Source organism: Paenibacillus glycinis, assembly GCF_009909185.1.
In the GTDB taxonomy this organism is placed as follows: domain Bacteria; phylum Bacillota; class Bacilli; order Paenibacillales; family Paenibacillaceae; genus Paenibacillus_Z; species Paenibacillus_Z glycinis.
This window is the reverse complement of sequence record NZ_JAAAMV010000003.1, coordinates 373,287-391,953: the sequence shown is the minus strand read 5'-3', so window position 1 is coordinate 391,953 and position 18,667 is coordinate 373,287. Positions and strand designations below refer to the sequence as shown.

The 18,667-nt window shown below is 58.6% G+C and carries 13 protein-coding genes; 12 read left to right on the top strand and 1 reads right to left on the bottom strand.

The features are described 5' to 3' along the window. The first annotated feature begins 9 nt into the window (after positions 1 to 9). From GT019_RS08365 to GT019_RS08350, 4 genes are all read left to right on the top strand, one after another. Complete coding sequence (locus GT019_RS08365) at positions 10 to 1,341, top strand: ABC transporter substrate-binding protein (RefSeq protein ID WP_161742659.1); 1,332 nt, start codon at positions 10 to 12, stop codon at positions 1,339 to 1,341. Between the two features lie 80 nt (positions 1,342 to 1,421). Then, complete coding sequence (locus GT019_RS08360) at positions 1,422 to 2,312, top strand: carbohydrate ABC transporter permease (RefSeq protein ID WP_161742658.1); 891 nt, start codon at positions 1,422 to 1,424, stop codon at positions 2,310 to 2,312. Then, positions 2,312 to 3,124: a carbohydrate ABC transporter permease gene (locus GT019_RS08355; protein WP_161742657.1), complete on the top strand. Its 813-nt coding sequence runs from the start codon at positions 2,312 to 2,314 to the stop codon at positions 3,122 to 3,124. The genes GT019_RS08360 and GT019_RS08355 overlap by 1 nt, the downstream gene beginning before the upstream one ends. Positions 3,125 to 3,457: 333 nt before the next feature. Next, the gene (locus GT019_RS08350) at positions 3,458 to 4,033 is read left to right on the top strand and encodes a class I SAM-dependent methyltransferase (RefSeq protein ID WP_161742656.1); all 576 of its coding nucleotides are present in this window, start codon (positions 3,458 to 3,460) and stop codon (positions 4,031 to 4,033) included. Between the two features lie 113 nt (positions 4,034 to 4,146). Here GT019_RS08350 and GT019_RS08345 read toward each other — a convergent pair whose 3' ends face one another. Further along, positions 4,147 to 4,908 carry an SDR family oxidoreductase gene (locus GT019_RS08345; protein WP_161742655.1) on the bottom strand — a complete coding sequence of 254 codons (762 nt, stop codon included), beginning with the start codon at positions 4,906 to 4,908 and terminating at the stop codon, positions 4,147 to 4,149. Between the two features lie 349 nt (positions 4,909 to 5,257). Here GT019_RS08345 and GT019_RS08340 point away from each other — a divergent pair, with 349 nt between their 5' ends. The 8 genes from GT019_RS08340 (at position 5,258) to GT019_RS08305 (ending at position 18,609) form a co-directional block, all read left to right on the top strand. Continuing rightward, a complete protein-coding gene (locus GT019_RS08340; RefSeq protein WP_161742654.1) occupies positions 5,258 to 5,836 on the top strand; it encodes a TetR/AcrR family transcriptional regulator in 579 nt (192 codons plus the stop codon). A 446-nt stretch (positions 5,837 to 6,282) separates the two neighbouring features. Next, positions 6,283 to 7,902, top strand: a complete 1,620-nt coding sequence (locus tag GT019_RS08335; RefSeq protein ID WP_161742653.1) for a response regulator — start codon at positions 6,283 to 6,285, stop codon at positions 7,900 to 7,902. A gap of 6 nt (positions 7,903 to 7,908) precedes the next feature. Further along, the gene (locus GT019_RS08330) at positions 7,909 to 9,687 is read left to right on the top strand and encodes a cache domain-containing sensor histidine kinase (RefSeq protein ID WP_161742652.1); all 1,779 of its coding nucleotides are present in this window, start codon (positions 7,909 to 7,911) and stop codon (positions 9,685 to 9,687) included. Between the two features lie 3 nt (positions 9,688 to 9,690). After that, on the top strand, positions 9,691 to 10,686 hold the full coding sequence (locus tag GT019_RS08325; RefSeq protein WP_161742651.1) for a substrate-binding domain-containing protein: 996 nt from the start codon (positions 9,691 to 9,693) through the stop codon (positions 10,684 to 10,686). A 360-nt stretch (positions 10,687 to 11,046) separates the two neighbouring features. Next, positions 11,047 to 14,676: a discoidin domain-containing protein gene (locus tag GT019_RS08320; protein WP_235947239.1), complete on the top strand. Its 3,630-nt coding sequence runs from the start codon at positions 11,047 to 11,049 to the stop codon at positions 14,674 to 14,676. 243 nt (positions 14,677 to 14,919) lie between these two features. Further along, entirely contained in the window at positions 14,920 to 16,476 is a 1,557-nt protein-coding gene (locus GT019_RS08315) for a sugar ABC transporter ATP-binding protein (RefSeq protein WP_161742650.1), read from the top strand. A gap of 8 nt (positions 16,477 to 16,484) precedes the next feature. After that, positions 16,485 to 17,486: an ABC transporter permease gene (locus tag GT019_RS08310; RefSeq protein ID WP_161742803.1), complete on the top strand. Its 1,002-nt coding sequence runs from the start codon at positions 16,485 to 16,487 to the stop codon at positions 17,484 to 17,486. 148 nt (positions 17,487 to 17,634) lie between these two features. Continuing rightward, on the top strand, positions 17,635 to 18,609 hold the full coding sequence (locus GT019_RS08305; protein ID WP_407945069.1) for an ABC transporter substrate-binding protein: 975 nt from the start codon (positions 17,635 to 17,637) through the stop codon (positions 18,607 to 18,609). Positions 18,610 to 18,667: the final 58 nt, after the last annotated feature.

Below are 18,667 nucleotides of genomic sequence, written 5' to 3'. Positions count from 1 at the left end.
GGTCTTTCCATGAATCATCGTTTTCCGAAACTGTTGACCGTACTTGCGCTCGCATCCGTTTTCGCGCTGTCGGCATGCTCCTCGTCCTCGAAGGACGGCAAGGCGAACGGGGACGCGAACGGCCAAGAGGCCGAGGAATCGTTCACGCTCAAAGTGCCCGACGCCGAGATCTGGGGCGAAGAAAGCTCCGCGCTTCAAACCATGTACGATGCGTACGAGGACAAGCATCCGAACATCAAACTCGAGCAAGTCACCATGAAGGACGATCAGACCCTCGCCGCCGCGCTCGTCTCCGGAGAGGCGACGGACCTGATGCTGATGGATCCGTCGGCGGCCAAAGAGCGCTACAAGAGCAATTATCTCGCGCCGCTCGACGCGTATTATTCGAAATACGGCTGGGATGCGACGATGTACAAATGGGCGAAGAACGCCTACGTCGAGGACGACAAAGCGATCGGCATTCCGTGGAATTACGAAGGCTTGATTCTCATGTACAACGAGTCGATGTTCAAGGACAACGGCTGGACGATTCCGACCGACTACGACGAGCTGATGGCGCTGGTCCCGAAAATCAAGGCGAAGGGCATCATGCCTTTCGCATGGGGGTCTTCGGATAATCCGGGCGTCGACGATTGGTGGGTGACCAGCATCGTGAACGGCGTGCTCGGCCCGGACGGCACGAAGCAGCTGTTCTCCGGCGACACGAAATGGACCGATCCGTCCATCGTCGAAGCCATTCAGCGCTACAGCGATTTCTGGAACGCCGGTTACGTGACCGACAAGAAATCGTACGCGATTTCCCAGGACGACAGCATGCAGTTGTTCTTGACGGGCAAGGCGGCGATGCGCTTGGACGGAACCTGGAGTCTCGCCGCCGACAACGAACCCGATTTCGATATCGACTTCGCTCAGTTCCCGAGCTGGAAGAACGACGGCACGCCGGTCATCCCGCTGGGCGTCGGCGGCGGTCTCGTCATCAACGCCCAATCGGAGCATAAGGATGCGGTCGCGGAGCTGCTGAACGAGTTCTTCAGTCCGGAGGTCGTGAAGACGATGGCGCAGCACGGCATTCCGGAGCCGATCGAGACGGATTACGGCGCGATGGACCTGAAGCCGAACGTGTCCAAGGCGCTCGACATGATCAACGACGCCGCCAAAGAGGGCAAAAGCGGATACGTGGCTTGGTCCTACGGACCTCCGCGGGTCGTGCAGGTGCTCGAATCCGACTTTCCGAGCGTGTACCTGAAGAAAACGACCGTGGAAGCCTGGCTGGCCGATCTGCAGCAGAAGAAGGAGCAGGACGTCGCCGAGAACCGGATCTTCGATCTGGCGAACTACTGATCGCGCCTCGTCGGGAAGCGCGGTTCGGATGGTCGAATCGCGCTTTTCCGTCAAACTTCAAGGAATAGGAGAGGTGGCGCGTGGCCGAAGTCAAGAAACGCTCCCGATTGAAAAATGCGCGCGGCTGGCTATTCGTACTGCCCGGCCTGCTGTTCCATATCTTCGCGGTCGCCATTCCGGCGGTCCTATCGCTTTATCTGCCTTTTACGGAATGGAACGGACTGAGCATGCCGACCTTCAACGGCCTGGATAACTTCAAGCAGCTCTTCCATGATTCCATCGTCGGCGCGGCCTTTCTGAACAATATCAAGTGGGCGTTATTCTGGGTGACCGTCCCGACCCTGTTCGCCTTCTTCCTCGCGTATCTCTTGAACAAGATCAAGCGCGGACAAACGGTCTACCAATCGATCTACTTCTCGACTTCGATCATCACAGTGACGGTTGCCGGACAGATCTGGCTTTGGCTGTACAATCCGTTCAGCGGCATGAACTTTTATTTGGATAAAGCGGGCGTCGGATTCATCGACATCCCGGGGTTGACCATTCCGTCGTTGTCCATCTTCTTCGTGCTGATCGCCGATATGTGGAAAGGCTTCGGCGGCAACGTCGTATGGCTGCTCGCGGCCATGACCCAGAACGACAAGTCGCTCGAAGAAGCGGCGAAGATCGACGGGGCGGGGCGCTTCCGCATCATATGGAACATCATCCTGCCGCAGCTTCGGCCGACGCTGGTCATCGTCACGATGCTGACCGTCCTGAACTCCTTCGGGGCGTTCGAGATGGTCTACGTCATGACCGGCGGCGGACCGGCGCATGCGACCGAAACGCTGTCGACGTATTACTACAAGCTGAGCACCACCGGCCGGCAAGCCGGCTACGGTTCGATGGTCGCCCTGCTCCAAACGTTCATCGCGGTCGTGCTGATCGCGGTCTACGGCTACCTCCGCAAGAAGAAAGGATGGGATGTCTGATGCGTATCCGGCCGAACTGGCGACATCTGCCTCTTCTTCTGGCAGCGGCGTTCTCGTTGTTCCCGATGATCTTCCTGTTTCTCAACGCCTTCAAAAAGAAGTCCGAGATCATCAAGAATCCGCTCGGCTGGCCGCTTCGCTGGACGACGGACAACTTCGCGACGGCGTGGGAGAAGGGACATTATAACGTCGCCTATCTGAATACCGTCGCGGTGACGGGCATCACGGTCATTCTCATGTGCGTCGTGTGCGGACTCGCCGCTTACGGCCTTACGTTCATGAAGACGCCGGGAGGCGGCGTTTTCCTTGCTTACCTGTTCGTGACGATGAGCATGCCGATCGGCTTCATTCCGATCTTCTTCATGACGGTGAAGCTCGGATTGATCGACAATTATTGGGGCGTGATCATTCCTTACGTGGGCGGGGGGTTCGCGTTCAACGTCTTCCTGCTGCGGGCGTTCATGATCGGCATTCCGAAGGATTTGCTGGAGTCGGCGACCGTGGACGGCTGCAATCAGGCGCGGGCGTTCTTCGCGATCATCCTGCCGCTGGCGAAGCCCGCCTTTACGGTGGTGGCGCTGTTCACGACGCTCAGCAGCTGGAACGAGATCTTCTTGTCCAACGCGATCCTGCAATCCGACGGGATGAAAACCGTGTCCGTGGCGTACTTGAATTTCACGAGCAAATACGGCACCAACTGGGGCTTGATGGCCGCCGGCGGCGTGTTGACGGTCATTCCGATGATCATGCTGTTCCTGAGCATGACGAAGAAGTTCGTATCCGGCCTGCAGGAAGGCGGCGTGAAATTCTAACCGGAAGCTTTTCGCATGCATCGCCGCGCTCATCGATTTCGGCTGCGACGGGACGGTCCGGAAATGCACGCGCAGCGATTTGTTCCTAGCGCGGCGCGCCGCGCCGCGCCGATGACCCGGCCCCGACTTCGATCCAACCCTCGATCTGACCTTGCTTGTTACGGGATTGGATGAGCTGCGGCGTTCATCCATCGGCCCGAACCGACCGCGAAGTTCATATCAGGCCGAATCCGTCCAAGCGCGCGCGAATAGGGATTCATATAGTAAAGTATCCGCTGTTTACGCAGCTCGGACAGGCTTGATAGTTCAGGTGAAGCGAAGGAGGCGAGGCCATTGGCCCAAGAAATAGAACGTCAAGATTTTCTGGCTCTTCTGCGTCGGAAGCTGACCGATACGGAAAGCTTGCTCGACGTCGGATGCGGCCCGTGTTTGATATTGGATGATCTTCCTTATGCGCATATCGTCGCGCTGGATATTCATCGGCCATATCTGCTCAACCGCGCGACGAAATCCGGGCATGTCATCCCGCTGAACGCCGACGCGCATGCCATAGGCAGGCTGTTCGTCCCGAATTCATTCTCGGCGGTATCCTTCGTGGATTCGATCGAGCATTTTCCAAAGCAAGAAGCGCTCGATATGCTGCGGGAAGCGGAGACCATCGCGAGGAAGCAAGTGATCGTCTTTACGCCGCGCGGTTTTTTTCCGCAGGAAAACGTCGATCTTTACGGATTGAACGGCGAGGTGTTTCAAATGCATCGCAGCGGCTGGGAGCCCGAAGAATTCGAGAGGATGGGCTATGAAGTGACCATCATGAAAGGACAGCACGATCGGCGCAATCCGGTATTCGTCAATACGTTCGGTGCCGATCACCCGCCCGTCGACGCGCTGCTCGCCATTAAGAATCTCTGATTGCGGTTCCCGAGGGTAAGGGTAAATAGAGAGGGCCTCCGATAACGTTCGGGGGCCCTCTCCTTTCGTGCGGCATCGATTCGGTTCTGCTTACGGCATAGCACTCGGCAGCATTACCAAGGCAGCTGATTGTCCATGAAGAAGAATTGGCCGGACGGTCCGTCCGCCGGCAGCGTCGCCAGCATCACGCTCGTCTTGCTGCCTTCCGTAACGTCGATCTCGGCATATTTGCCGCCGATTTCGGTCTTAACCCAGCCCGGGTGAGCGGAGTTGACCTTGATCGGCGTATCGCGGAGTTCGTGCGCGAGATGAATCGTGAACATATTGACCGCCGCTTTGGACGCATCGTAAGCGAATATTTTCACGTCGTAGATTTGGGCTTCGGGATTGGTATGCAGGTTAAGGGAACCCAGCACGCTCGACAGATTGACGATGCGGCCTTCGGGCGACTTGCGGATCAAAGGCAGCAGCTTCTGCGTCAGCTCGACCAGGGTGAAGAAATTCGCTTCGAACGTTTCGCGCATGATTTCCGGCGAGACGGTGCTGGTTTCGTTAATGGGCGCCAGATGTTCGATTTCCTTTTGCACGCCGGCATTATTGACCAAGATATCGAGCTTTCCGTAACGTTGGCCGAAATAGTCGTACGCGGCTTGACGATCTTCGGGACGCAGCACGTCGAAGCGGATGCTCTCCGCGCGGATGCCTTCGGCAACGAGCGTTTCCGCCGCGGTCTTGCCCTTCTCCGCATCGCGTGCGCCGATGACGACTTGGGCGCCGAGCTTGCCTAATTCGCGTGCCGTTTCCAGACCGATTCCGCGGTTGCCCCCGGTAATGAAAGCGACTTTCCCCGTAAGATTGCTTGTGTTCGTAGTCATTTTGAATTGCTCCTTCGCCGTTTATTTGAATCATCGAAATGGTCGTGCAAGCCGACATGAACGTCGTTCAGGGCGGATCGCCGCTTATCCGCCATAGCGGCCGCAGTCAGCTGATCAAGTGCGTTCGACTCCTATTGAGAACGATCATTCTAGTTGGTCGCGAACCCATCATAACCTATTGGGAACGATCAGTAAAGAATTATTTTTTACGATAATGAATCGCTGAGACGAACTTCATTGCTGCTTCAAGATGCTCGGTCGTCGCGCTAACGGGAACCAAGGACGTATCTGCGAATTGTTTACCGATTGTTCTCATTATGGTAAGATCGAATCGAAGGGGGCTAGAGAAATGGCTAGAACCAAGGAATTCGAGGAAGACGCCGTGCTCTTGAAGGCGATGCGCCTGTTCTGGGAGCAAGGCTACGAGAAGACGTCGATCAACGATCTCGTCGAACATATGGGCATTCATCGCAGGAGCTTGTACGATACGTTCGGCGATAAGCATAAACTGTATCTCATGGCGGTGGACCGGTACGGAAATTTAGCGGATAACCGGTTGCGCTCGGGCATCCTGAACGCCGCTCCCAGGCAGGCCATCGATTTCTTGTTCGACTATATGATCCAAGGCATGGAAGAGGGCAGTCCCGCGGGCTGCATGATCGTGAACACGGCGGTCGAGCTGGCCTCCTGGGATCCCGAGGCGCGAGCCAAGGTAAGCGAGGGTTTCGCGGAATGGGAAACGCTGCTCGCGGACATCGTGCGCAAGGGACAGCAGTCCGGAGAATTCACGTCCAAGCTCCGCGCGGAGGATCTCGCGGAAAGTTTGCACAACAGCATGCTTGGACTGCGGGTGCATACGCGCAGCTTGACCGATAAAGCAAAGCTTCGCCGCATAGCCGACGTCGCAAAGGGAATATTAAATCCATGATCGCGGTACGGATATATGGAGTCGGCTGTCGTTGATCCCGACGATCCATTCGCGATGACGAATTGTCCTGCGGCCGCGTCAACGGGATCGAGCGCTGCTTCGGCGCGGCCGATGCGCGAATGCCGACCACGACCTTCGGGAAGGCCGAAACGAGAGGAACCCTGCATATGCAGCCGCATGCGCAGGGTTCTTTTTGTCGAGCAGGCCGTGCCATCCGGCGTTGCGCAACCGGCCAGGGCCTAACCCCCGAATTGCATAGATTATTCGACTAAAAGGCGAGAAAACCCCATTTGCAATCGTCTCGTTCGCGTTACAATGGAAGATGGAGGAAGCGAATCGGGATACGGGGGCCGTACGGTCGCCGCCGAGCAGCCGAACGCGGCATCGCTCTGCCGGGACCGGCGCGCATCGGGAAATTCGAATACGACGACAAGGCGGGGATAGCCATGTACAAACTCGTGATCGTGGACGACGAAGTGCTGGTGCGGGAAGCGATCAAGCGCCAGATGAACTGGGCCGAGCTCGGCTACGACTGCGTCGGCGCCTGCGAAGACGGCATCGAAGCGTTGGCATTCATGGCAAGGGAGCATGCCGACGTCGTGCTGACGGATATCGGGATGCCGTTCATGGACGGGCTGGAGCTGGCGCGGGAATTGTCCGAGCGGCATCCCGCCGCGAAGGTCGTCATTCTCACCGGCTATGACGACTTCGATTATGCGCAGCGGGCGGTGAAGCTGCAAGCCGTCGATTATATTTTGAAACCGGTTACCCCGGATGAACTCGGCGGCATCTTGCTTAAGCTGCGCGCCCAAATGGACGAAGAGCGCAGCAAGGCGCGGGACTACGAGGAGCTCAAGCGACAGCTGGCGGAGAATATGCCGCTGCTCAAAGAACGGTTTCTGGAACGCATGATGACGGCGAGGATGCCGGAGAAGGAAAAGCGCGAGGGCTGGCAATATTTCGGGACCGCTTGGAAGGGCGACGCGTTGATCGAGCTGGCGATGGACGTGGACGAATTCAATTGGGCGCGGCCGGTTACGGTATCCGACCAGCAGCTCATCCGCTTCGCGGTCTTCAACGTCGCGCAAGAGATCGTCGGCGGACGCGACGGAACGGCCGTCTTCCGGGACCGCGAGAATCGCGTGCTGGCGCTGCTGTCCGGCGACGATCCGGAGGAGCTCGAGGAACGCGCGCTGTCGACCGCCGAGGCAATTCATCGGGCGGTCACGGCCATCCTGCCGGCGAAAGTTTCGATCGGCGTCGGCTGCCCCTGCGGCATGCTAGGCGACGTCCAGGCCGCCCATCGGACAGCTTTGTCCGCTTTGGAGTACCGGTTCGTTATCGGGTCCGGCACGATCATCCGGCTCTCCGATCTGGAAAGGCGCAAACGTCCCGGCATGCCGCCGGTCATTGCGTGGGAGAGCGAGCTGATCACCCGGTTGAAAACGGGCACGGTCGACGAGATGGAAGATTGGGTCGACGGGCTATTCGCCGACATTCGCGAACAGCTGCTGCCGATTCCGGTCTGCCGGATGTATCTGCAACGGATCGTGCTCACGCTGATGCACGCTTTCTACGAGCTGGACCAGAGCGCGACGCAATTGACGGAGACGGCGGACGGTCCGGTCCAGGAATTGGAGGCGCTCGGCTCGCTGGACGAGACGCACCTGTGGATGCGGCGCCTCTGCCGGAAGGCGGTCACCGCGATACGCGGCATGCGCGAGAACCAAAGCGTATCCCAAGTCGCGAAAGCCGTCGAATACGTGAAGCGGCAATTTCATGATCCGGAGCTTTCGCTCATCTCGACATGCAAGCATATAGCCATGAGCCCCAGTTATTTCAGCGCCTTGTTCAAGCAGCACACGGGAAAGACCTTCATTGAGTTCGTCACCCATGAACGGATGGAACGGGCGAAGGAGCTGCTCGGGCTGACGGCGATGAAAAGCTATGAAATCGCTTACGAGGTCGGCTACAGCGACCCTCATTATTTCAGCGGCGCGTTCAAGAAGCATGCCGGAGACACGCCGACCGATTATCGCCTGAAGCTCGCGGCGAAGAAAGCGTGATGCCCCATGAAATATTTTTTTAAGCTTCGCAGCTTTCAGTCGAATATCGCGCTCGCCTTCGTCTTTGTCATTCTCATGGCGATCGTGGTCATGAGCGTGACCTCGTACTACATGTCCAGGGAATCCGTGCAATCGAACGCGCAAGCCTACACGACGGAGCTGGTGAAGCAGGTGAACCGGAACATCGAATCCTACGTGAACGGCATGATGTACATGTCGGACCTCGTCGCCAACAACCGGACGGTGCAAGCCTATTTCTCCTCCGGCTACGCCGATCCGGAAGAAGCGAAGGCGATGAAGGAGACGATCGCCGACTTTCTCGGCTCGATGCTCGTGTCGCGCAACGACATCTCCTCCGTCAACATATTCGGCGCCGACGATAAGTTCGTGCTGGGCCGCAAGGATCTCGAACTGAACCCTTACGCCGGCATCAAAAGCATGACGTGGTACCGGGACGCGCTTGCCGCGGACGGCGCGAATGTCGTCTCCTCCTCGCACGTGCAGCCGATTTTCAAGGATCGCTATCCCTGGGTCGTCTCGCTTAGCCGCGAACTGATCAGCCCGGACGGCAAGCAGGACCTCGGCGTTTTCCTGGTCGATCTGAACTTCAGCGTCATGAACGATATCCTGAAGGACATCAAGCTCGGCCGGCGCGGCTATGTGTTCATCGTCGACCGGAACGGCAGGATCGTCTATCACCCGCAGCAGCAGTTGATCTACAGCAACCTGAAGTCCGAGATGATCGACAAGGTATTGCAGCTCAAGAACGGAACGTTCACGAGCGACGAAGGACGCGACAGCCGGATGTACACGGTGCAGGACTCGGATTTCGGCTGGAAAATCGTCGGCGTCTCCTACGTGAACGAGCTCGTCGCCAATCAGGACGGCATGCGTCTCGGCTTCGCCGTGCTCGGATCGGTCTGCATCGTCATCGCGATCCTGATCGCCGTCTATCTGTCGCGGCGCGTGAGCCGGCCCATTCGCCAGCTCGAGAAATATATGAAGGAAGTGGAGAAGGGCAATTTCGACCTGCACGTCCCGGTACCGAGGACGATCGAGATCGGCCGGTTGGCGCGGGCGTTCAATCTGATGGTCGGCAAGATCAAAGAACTGATGTCGCAGATCATCTCGGACCAGGAGCAGAAGCGGCAGAGCGAGATCAATGCGCTGCAGGCGCAGATCAATCCCCATTTCCTGTACAACACGCTCGATTCGATCGTTTGGATGGCCCAAAGCGACAAGCCGCAGGAGGTGATCGCCATGACGTCGGCGCTCGCGAAGCTGTTTCGCGCGTCGATCAGCAAAGGCGAGGAGCTGGTGCCGATCCGCAACGAGATCGAGCATATCGCCAATTACCTGAAGATTCAAAAGATGCGATACAGCGATAAGCTCGACTATCTGATCGAAGTCGCCGATTCGGTGCAGCATTACCTGACGATCAAGGTCATCCTTCAACCGCTCGTGGAGAATGCGATCTACCACGGCATCAAGAAGAAACGGGGACCGGGCTGGATCACGATCACGTCGGAGGAGACGGACGCCGACATCCTGCTCGTCGTCGCGGACAACGGCAGCGGCATGGACGAAGAAACCTGCCGGACGCTGCTCTTCCCGGGCGCCAAGCGGACGGAAGGCCGTGGCGTCGGCGTCCGCAACGTGCACGAGCGGCTTCAGCTTTACTTCGGCCCGCAGTACGGGCTCAGCTACAAGAGCAAGCCGGGCGCCGGGACCACGGTCGTGATCCGGTTCCCCAAAAATCGGGCTGTCATCGCCTCGGGAGAGTGAACCATGGTCGCGCGCAACTATCGATTGATCCTGTGGTTCCTGGCGGTTGTCGCCGTGCTCGGCGCGCTCGCGGGAACGGCGCGTTACGGCTTTGCCCGATTCTCCGGGCATGATCCGATCGCGATACAGGTCATCGTGAAATCGACGGACGATTCGATCGAATTCTGGCAGGTCATGAAGGCCGGCATCGAGGTCGCGGCGAGCGAATTCGGGGCGACCGTGGAAGTGACCGGTTCGCGGACGGACGCGGACGTGGACGAGCAGATCGCGCTCGTTCGGGAGGCGATCGACAAGAAGCCGGATGCGATCATCCTCGCCGCGAACGATTCCAGCCGGCTCGTGCCCGTCTCCGAGCAGGTGGCGAAGCAGGGCATCGACTTCTTCATCGTCGATTCCGGCATCGATTCGAAGATCGCGAAGAGCGTCATCGCGACGGACAACCGCAAGGCCGGCCAAGAGGCGGGCATGGAGATGCTCCGGCGGCTGCGGGCTCCGGCCGAAATCGCGATCATCAATTACGCCGCGACGGCCGCATCCTTGAAGGACAGGGAGCGGGGCGCGCGCGCGGTGCTGGAGCGCAGGCCGGGGATTACGGTGCTGGATACGTACAATGCGGAGGGGCAACGGGAGAATGCGTATGAAATCGCGAAGCGCATTATCCGGCAGCACCCCAACCTGCGCGGCATCGTCGGCTTGAACGAGCCGGCAAGCGTCGGCGCGGGCAGGGCGATCCGGGAGCTGAAGCTGCAGGACCGGATCGCGCTCATCGGCTTCGACAGCTCCGTGGACGAGATCAAGCAGCTGGAGGAAGGCGTCATGCAGGCGACGATCATCCAGAAGCCCTTCCAGATGGGCTATTTGAGCATCAAAACGGCCGTTGACGCGATCCGCCGCAAACCGGTTCCGGAAGCCATCGATACCGGCTCGCTCGTCATTACCAAGCAAAACATGTACGAAGAAGAGAACCAAAAGCTGTTGTTTCCGTTCTACGATAAATAACCCGCAAGCCGGTACCGCGGCAGTAGCCGATCGTTAAATATTCGACGGAGCAGAAGACCTCTTCCTTGCCGAGAGGTCTTCTTGGCATGCCGCGGTTTAAAATGAACAGCGCGTTATGCTCCGGCGCGATCGCCTTCCTGAAATTGTATGAAATGTGTAATTCTGCGCATGGACTAAGTAACGATGCACATCGTGCTCTTCGTAACCGGTTTGTTATGATTACGGTAACGGTCGTCGCTAGGAGGTGGCGGCGAGTGCTCAGGCGGCCGGATGCCAATCGTTGAAGGAGTGGGAAGCGCTTTCTAATTTTTTATCCTCTTGCCGTTTCGCATGTTCACAAAATAAGGAGGTCTAATGCTGATGAAACTGCAATTCAAACGAGCGTATGCGTCAAAAAGCCTGCTTGTTGCTCTCATGATGGCGCTATTGTTTGCTCAGCTAGGAATCGCGGCGCCCGCTGCCCATGCAGCCGCAAATCTATCGGCGGGCAAACCGGTCGCCGCTACCGGCTATAACGATGTCTATGCGGCGACAAACGTAACCGACGGCAATCAAGCCACCTACTGGGAAAGCACGAATCATGCATTTCCCCAATCGATACGCGTAGACCTGGGAAGCGCGTATGCCGTCAATCAAGTCGTGCTTAAACTTCCGACCGGCTGGGAAGCGCGAACCCAAACGCTTTCCGTGCTCGGCAGCGCCAACGATACCGCCTATACCGACATCGTAGGCTCGGCCAGTTATGCATTCAATCCCGCGAGCAGCAACACGGTCACCATTAATTTCGCGGCAACGTCCGCTCGCTATATCAAATTGACGGTCACGGCCAATACAGCCTGGCCGGCCGCGCAGTTTTCCGAATTCGAAGTCTACGGCTCTGCGGCGGCGGGGGATGCGCAAGCGCCGTCTGCGCCGGCAAGTTTGGCTTACGCGATGCCCGCTTCCGACCAAATCAAGCTGACGTGGAACGCCTCGACCGACAATGTCGGCGTAACGGGCTACGACATCTATGCGAACGGCAGCCTGCGCGCCTCCGTAGCCGGCAACGTGCTGACGTACGCCGATAACCAGCCGGCTGCGGCCACGGTGAGCTATTACGTGAAAGCGAAGGACGCGGCCGGCAACGTCTCTGCCGCAAGCAATACGGTAACGCGTAACGGCAGCGCCGCGAGCGGCACGAACCTCGCTGTCGGCAAAACGATTGGCGCATCGTCAAACACGCAAGCGTTTGTCGCGGCAAATGCGAACGACGGCAGCGCCGCCACCTATTGGGAAAGCGGATCCGGCGCCTATCCGGCTACGCTTGCCGTAAGCTTGGGGGCAAATGCTTCGATCTCGTCCGTCGGCGTCAAGCTGAATCCCGACGCGGCATGGGGGACGCGTACCCAGACGATCGAAGTACTGGGAAAACAGCAAGGCGGCACTGCGTTCACGACGATCGCCGCTGCCGCAACCTACACGTTTAATCCTTCTTCCGGCAACGCGATCACGATTCCGGTGACCGCGACAGCGAGCGACGTGCAATTGAAAATCACGGCGAATTCCGGCGCGCCGGGCGCTCAAGTCGCCGAGTTCGAAGTGATCGGCACCCCGGCTCCGAATCCGGACCTCGCGATTACAAGCATGACCTGGACGCCGGCCTCGCCGATCGAAACCGACGCGATTACGCTGAACGCCGTCGTGAAAAATAACGGCACGTCATCCTCGGGGGCCACGACGGTTAATTTCTACGTAGGGGCGACGAAAGTCGGATCCGCCCCGGTCGCGGCATTGGCGGCAGGCGCAACGGCTGCCGCGTCGGCGAGCGTCGCGGCCCAATCGGCGGGCACCTACGCGCCGACGGCGAAAGTCGACGAAGAGAATGCCGTCATCGAGCTGAACGAAAGCAATAACAGCTACACAAGCAGCTCCAGCTTGGTTGTCGCTGCGGTTCCGAGCTCCGATTTCGTAGCCGGCGCATCATGGACGCCGAATAATCCCGTGGTCGGCAACAATGTTTCCTTTACGGTCAATCTGAAGAACCAAGGGAACCTTGCTTCGGCAAGCGGCGCGCATGCCGTCACGCTGGCGCTTAAAAATGCTTCCGGTTCAACCGTCCAATCCTTCGCGGGATCCTACAGCGGCGTTATCGCGGCGGGCGCATCCGCCAATGTCGCGCTGTCCGGAACATGGACCGCGGCGAACGGCAGTTACGCGGTCGTCACGACCGTTGCCGCCGATGCAAACGAAGTGAGCATGAAACAAGCCAATAATACGAGTACCGCGAACTTGGTCGCGTATGCCGCGCGCGGCGCGAGCATGCCGTACACGCGATACGATACGCAGGATGCATCCCTCGGCGGCGGCGCCAGCGTGAAATCCGCCCCGACGTTCGATCAGTCGCTGACGGCTTCCGAGGCTTCCGGCCAAAGCTATGCGGCCCTCCCTTCGAACGGCTCCTATGCGCAATGGACGATCAGGCAGGGGGAAGGCGGAACCGGCGTAACGATGCGGTTTACGATGCCGGACTCGAGTAACGGCATGGGATCGAACGGTTCGCTCGACGTGTATGTAAACGGCGCGAAAACCAAAACCATTTCGTTGACCTCCTATTACAGCTGGCAGTATTTCGCCAGTGACCAGCCTGCCGATGCGCCCGGAGGCGGACGTCCGCTTTTCCGTTTCGACGAGGTGCACTTCAAACTCGACACGGCCCTCCGCCAAGGAGACACGATCCGCATTCAAAAGAACAACGGCGACAGCTTGGAGTACGGGGTCGACTTCCTTGAAATCGAGGCCGTTCCTACCGCTATCGCGCGTCCGTCCGGTTCGGTTTCCGTAACCGATTACGGTGCCGTACCGAACGACGGACAGGACGATCTCGCCGCGTTCGACGCCGCCGAAAGCGCCGCGGTCGCTTCGGGGAAAACGCTGTACATTCCGGAAGGGACGTTCCATCTTAGCGGCATGTGGCAGATCGGCACTGTCAGCAGCATGATCAACAACCTCACGATCACGGGTGCGGGCATATGGTACACGAACCTCCAATTCACGAATCCCAATGCGGCCGGGGGCGGGATCTCGTTCCGCATCAGCGGTCAACTTGATTTCGGTAACGTCTACATGAACTCGAATCTCCGCTCGCGTTATAACCAAAATGCCATTTACAAAGCATTCATGGATAACTTCGGTACCAACTCCCGCATTCATGATATCTGGGAAGAACACTTTGAATGCGGCTTCTGGGTAGCCGACTACGCGCATACGCCGGCGATTCATGCCGAAGGTCTGCTCATCGAAAACAGCCGTATCCGAAACAATCTTGCCGACGGCGTCAACTTCTGCCAAGGAACGAGCAATTCGACGGTCCGTAATTCGAGTCTGCGCAATAACGGCGATGATGCGCTTGCGGTGTGGACGGACAACACCAATGGCGCCGTCATGGGGGTAAACGACACGTTCACCTTCAACACGATTGAAAATAACTGGCGCGCGGCCGCGATCGCGTTCTTCGGAGGAAGCGGTCACCAAGCTACCCATAACTTGATCGTGGATACGGTCGGCGGATCCGGTTTCCGCATGAACACCGTATTTCCGGGTTACCATTTCCAAAAAAACGCCGGCATCGTGTTCTCGGATAACACCCTGATCAATACGGGCACGAGCCAAGACCTATACAACGGGGAACGCGGCGCGATTGATCTGGAAGCATCCTCGGATTCGATCAAAAACGTAACGGTCAGCAACGTCACCATTCTGAACACGCAGCGCGACGCGATTCAGTTCGGGTATGGCGGCGGATTCCAAAATATAAACTTCAATAACGTTACGATCGACGGAACCGGTCTCGACGGGGTCACAACGTCGCGCTTTGCGGGCCAACATAAGGGCGCCGCGATCTACACGTACACGAATAACGGTTCCGCGACGTTTACCGGATTGACGGCCAGGAACATTGCGTATCCGAGTCTCTATTTCATCCAGGCCGGTTTCAATCTCACTGTCAATTAGGTTCAAATTCGCCGGAAGACGAGCGCCTCGACGGCTGCCTGCGCCGCGGGCGAAAGGCCATTCTAAGGGTCCCCTTAGGATGGCCTTTTTGCGTTTGCCTGCCGCGTACCCCCTGTACTTCCGGTCCCCGGATTCTCCGCATATTTTTCGACTCTTCCAGTAGGAAATCACATGTAAGCCCTTTCGCGCTCTCTGTAAAGTAAAACTAGGCCAACAGGAATACGTACCGGAGGGGATCGAAAGATGGGCGAACAGCTCGTGGTCATGAGCGGGATCGAGAAGCGTTTTGCCGGCGTGCACGCGCTGAAGGGCTGCCGGTTTGAATTGCGCTCGGGGGAAGTGCACGCGCTCGTCGGGGAGAACGGCGCCGGCAAGTCGACGATGATGAAGATATTGACGGGCGTTTATCAGCGGGACGAGGGAGAGATCGCGTTCAGGGGCCGGCCCGCCGACCTGCCGGATACCCGGGCCGCGCAGAAGCTCGGCATCAGCATGATTCACCAGGAGCTGAATTTGGCGCCCGACCTTACGGTCGCGCAGAACATCTATATCGGGCGCGAGCCGCGCAGGTTGGGCGGCATCCTGCTCGACGACAAGCGGCTGAACCGGCAGGCCGAGCAGCTGCTGCGCCGGATGAATTTGGATATCGCGCCGGATGTCCTCGTGTCCGACCTGACCGTTGCGAAGCAGCAGATGGTCGAGATCGTCAAGGCGATCTCCTACGAGTCGCAAGTGCTGATCATGGACGAACCGACCGCGGCGCTAAGCGACGCGGAGATCGAGGAGTTGTTTATCGCGATCGGCAAGCTGCGCGCGAGCGGGGTAGGGATCGTCTACATCTCCCACCGCATGGCCGAGCTGCAGCGCATCTGCGACCGGATCACCGTGATGCGGGACGGCAGCTGCATCGATACGGTGCTGACGAAGGAGACGACCATCGAGAAGATCATCGCGATGATGGTCGGAAGAGAACTCTATCATTCGGCGACTGCGCGGGGACGCGAGGAACGCGCGGAGGTCGTGCTTGAAGTGAAAGGCCTGAATCGCGGCAAGGCGATCAAGAACGTCAGTTTCCAGCTTCGCCGCGGCGAAATCCTGGGCATGGCCGGACTGATCGGAGCCGGACGCACCGAGGTGGCGAGGGCGCTGTTCGGGGCGGATCCCGTGGATTCGGGCGATATCTACGTGCAGGGACGGAAGGTGAGGATCATGAGCCCCCATCATGCCGTGCGGGAAGGCATCGGCTATTTGTCCGAGGACCGCAAGCGGTACGGGTGCTTGGTAGACATGGACGTCAAGTCCAACGTGGCCGTCTCGTCGTTCAAGCGCTTCTCGCGTTTCTCCTGGATGCTGAAGTCGCCGATCGAGCGCGCGGCCGAGGATGTCGTCGGCAGTCTCCAGGTGAAGACGCCGAGCATCCACCAAGCGCTGCGCAATTTGTCCGGCGGCAATCAGCAGAAGGTCATTATCGGCAAATGGCTGACAAAAGATTGCGATATTCTGATCTTCGACGAACCGACAAGGGGGATCGATATAGGCGCCAAGAGCGAGATCTATAAATTGCTCGATCGATTGGCCGGCCAAGGCAAGGCGATCCTGATGATCAGCTCCGAGCTGCCCGAGATTCTCCGGCTCAGCCACCGCGTTCTCGTCATGTGCGAAGGACGCGTCACGGCGGATCTCCGCAATGCCGAAGGACTGTCGCAGGAGACAATCATGCAATACGCGACGCGCAGAGAAGACAGGTTCGCGTCAAGCAGAGAAGAAACTCTTCTGGCAAATCGGAGGGGATACGAATGAAGAGACCCATGTTGGCACTCGATCGGCGGGCAGACAGCAGGCCTGTCGTGCTGAAGACCGGTTTTATGCAGCAAATTTTGGCATTTGGCAGCTTGATCGCATTATTGATCGTTTTCTCGGTCGCATCCGAGAACTTCTTCCAATTCTCCAACATCGTCGGGATCCTGCTCTCCACGGCGGTCACGGGCGTGCTTGCGCTGGGTGCGACCTTCGTCATCATTACGGGCGGGATCGATCTCTCCGTCGGCACCGTGATGACGCTGAGCGCCGTCATGACCGGCGTCAGCATCTCGTTCTGGGGGACCCCGATCTGGACGGGGCTGCTCGTCGGCGTGACGACCGGGGCGCTCTGCGGCCTCGTCTCCGGCTACGCGGTCGCGCGGCTGCGCATCCCGCCGTTCATCGCGACGCTGGCGATGATGATGATCGCCAAAGGGCTCGCGCTCGTCATCTCGGGCACGAAGCCGGTGTATTTCGCCGACGCTCCCGGGTTTTCGAATATCGCGCTCGGCTCCGTATTAGAGAACCTCATTCCCGGCTTCTCGATACCCAATGCCGTGCTCATCTTCTTCGGCGCCGCGATAATCGGCAGCATTGTGCTGACCCGCACGATCGTCGGCCGGTATAACTTCGCCATCGGCAGCAACGAAGAAGCGACCCGCTTATCCGGCGTTAACGTCAACTTCTGGAAAGTCGTGATTTATACGATTACCGGCGCGTTCACCGGCATAGCAGGCATTCTCATCGCTTCGCGGCTGAATTCGGCGCAGCCGGCCCTTGGCCAAGGCTATGAATTGGAGGCGATTGCCGCCGTCGTGATCGGGGGCACTTCCTTAAGCGGAGGCAAAGGAACCATCGTCGGCACGGTCATTGGCGCGCTCATCATGAGCGTCTTGACGAACGGACTCCGCATCCTGTCGGTACCCCAGGAATGGCAAACCGTGGTCGTCGGCGTCGTGATTTTCCTCGCCGTCTATGTCGACATCCTGCGCCGCCGGAAAGCGGCCTGATCGCGATACGCAAGGCGTTCCGGGACCGGTATGATCTTCGCCCGCGAAGATGACATACAGTTCAACACCACATTAGTTCGAAGGGGAGCGTTATACGATGAAAAAGAATGCGAGAAGATGGTCGGCGGCCGCACTTGTCCTGGCCGGCATGCTCACGATTACCGCTTGCGGCTCGAGCAATGCAAACAATGCCAACGGTGCCGGCGGCAATGCAAAGGCGAACGACGGCGCAGCGACTACGGCTTCGTCCGATTCGAAGCTGTACGTCCCGATTATCTCCAAAGGCTTCCAGCATCAGTTCTGGCAGGCCGTCAAGCAGGGGGCCGAGCAAGCGGCGGCCGAATTTAAGGTCGACATCACGTTCGAAGGTCCGGAGACGGAAGAGCAGGTCGATAAACAATTGGAAATGCTTCAGGTCGCGTTGGATAAAAAGCCCAGCGCGATCGGTTTCGCGGCCTTGGACAGCAAGGCGTCCGCGCCGTTGCTGCAGAAGGCGAAGGATGCGAACATTCCCGTCATCGCGTTCGATTCCGGCGTAGACAGCGACATTCCGCTGACGACCGCCTCCACGGACAACCTGGCGGCAGCCGCGCTCGCGGCCGACAAGATGGCGGAATTGATCGGCGGCAAGGGCGACATCGCGGTCGTCGCGCATGACCAGACCAGCCTGACCGGCGTGCAGCGCAGGGACGGCTTCGTGAACGAGATCAAAGCGAAATACCCGGACATCAAGATCGTCGACATCCAATACGGCGGGGATAACCTGAAGGCGACGGACCTGACAAAGGCGCTCCTGCAGGGCCATCCCGACCTGAAGGGCATCTTCGGCACGAACGAAGGCGCGGCGACCGGCGTCGTCAACGGCGTCACGGAGGCAAAGATGGAGGGCAAGGTCGTCATCGTCGGCTTCGACTCGGGCAAGACGCAGATGGACGCGATCCGAAGCGGCAAGATGGCCGGCGCGATCACGCAAAATCCGGTCGGCATCGGCTACGAGACCGTCAAAGCGGCCGTCGCGGCGATCAAGGGCGAGACGCTGCCTAAGAGCATCGACACCGGCTTTTACTGGTACGATAAAACCAACATCGACGATCCGAAAATCAAAGCGGTCCTTTACGAATAAGCGTTCGAATCGACCGAGGCGGAATTCGAGCCTGACGACGCGCGTGTCCCGATCGCGG

Excerpts from the sequence above, each read along its gene's own strand:
- GT019_RS08345 (WP_161742655.1), bottom strand. The coding sequence starts at position 4,908 with ATGACTACGAACACAAGCAATCTTACGGGGAAAGTCGCTTTCATTACC.
- GT019_RS08365 (WP_161742659.1), top strand. The coding sequence starts at position 10 with ATGAATCATCGTTTTCCGAAACTGTTGACCGTACTTGCGCTCGCATCC.
- GT019_RS08335 (WP_161742653.1), top strand. The coding sequence starts at position 6,283 with ATGTACAAACTCGTGATCGTGGACGACGAAGTGCTGGTGCGGGAAGCG.
- GT019_RS08340 (WP_161742654.1), top strand. The coding sequence starts at position 5,258 with ATGGCTAGAACCAAGGAATTCGAGGAAGACGCCGTGCTCTTGAAGGCG.
- GT019_RS08355 (WP_161742657.1), top strand. The coding sequence starts at position 2,312 with ATGCGTATCCGGCCGAACTGGCGACATCTGCCTCTTCTTCTGGCAGCG.
- GT019_RS08305 (WP_407945069.1), top strand. The coding sequence starts at position 17,635 with ATGCTCACGATTACCGCTTGCGGCTCGAGCAATGCAAACAATGCCAAC.
- GT019_RS08320 (WP_235947239.1), top strand. The coding sequence starts at position 11,047 with ATGAAACTGCAATTCAAACGAGCGTATGCGTCAAAAAGCCTGCTTGTT.
- GT019_RS08330 (WP_161742652.1), top strand. The coding sequence starts at position 7,909 with ATGAAATATTTTTTTAAGCTTCGCAGCTTTCAGTCGAATATCGCGCTC.
- GT019_RS08310 (WP_161742803.1), top strand. The coding sequence starts at position 16,485 with ATGTTGGCACTCGATCGGCGGGCAGACAGCAGGCCTGTCGTGCTGAAG.
- GT019_RS08325 (WP_161742651.1), top strand. The coding sequence starts at position 9,691 with ATGGTCGCGCGCAACTATCGATTGATCCTGTGGTTCCTGGCGGTTGTC.
- GT019_RS08315 (WP_161742650.1), top strand. The coding sequence starts at position 14,920 with ATGGGCGAACAGCTCGTGGTCATGAGCGGGATCGAGAAGCGTTTTGCC.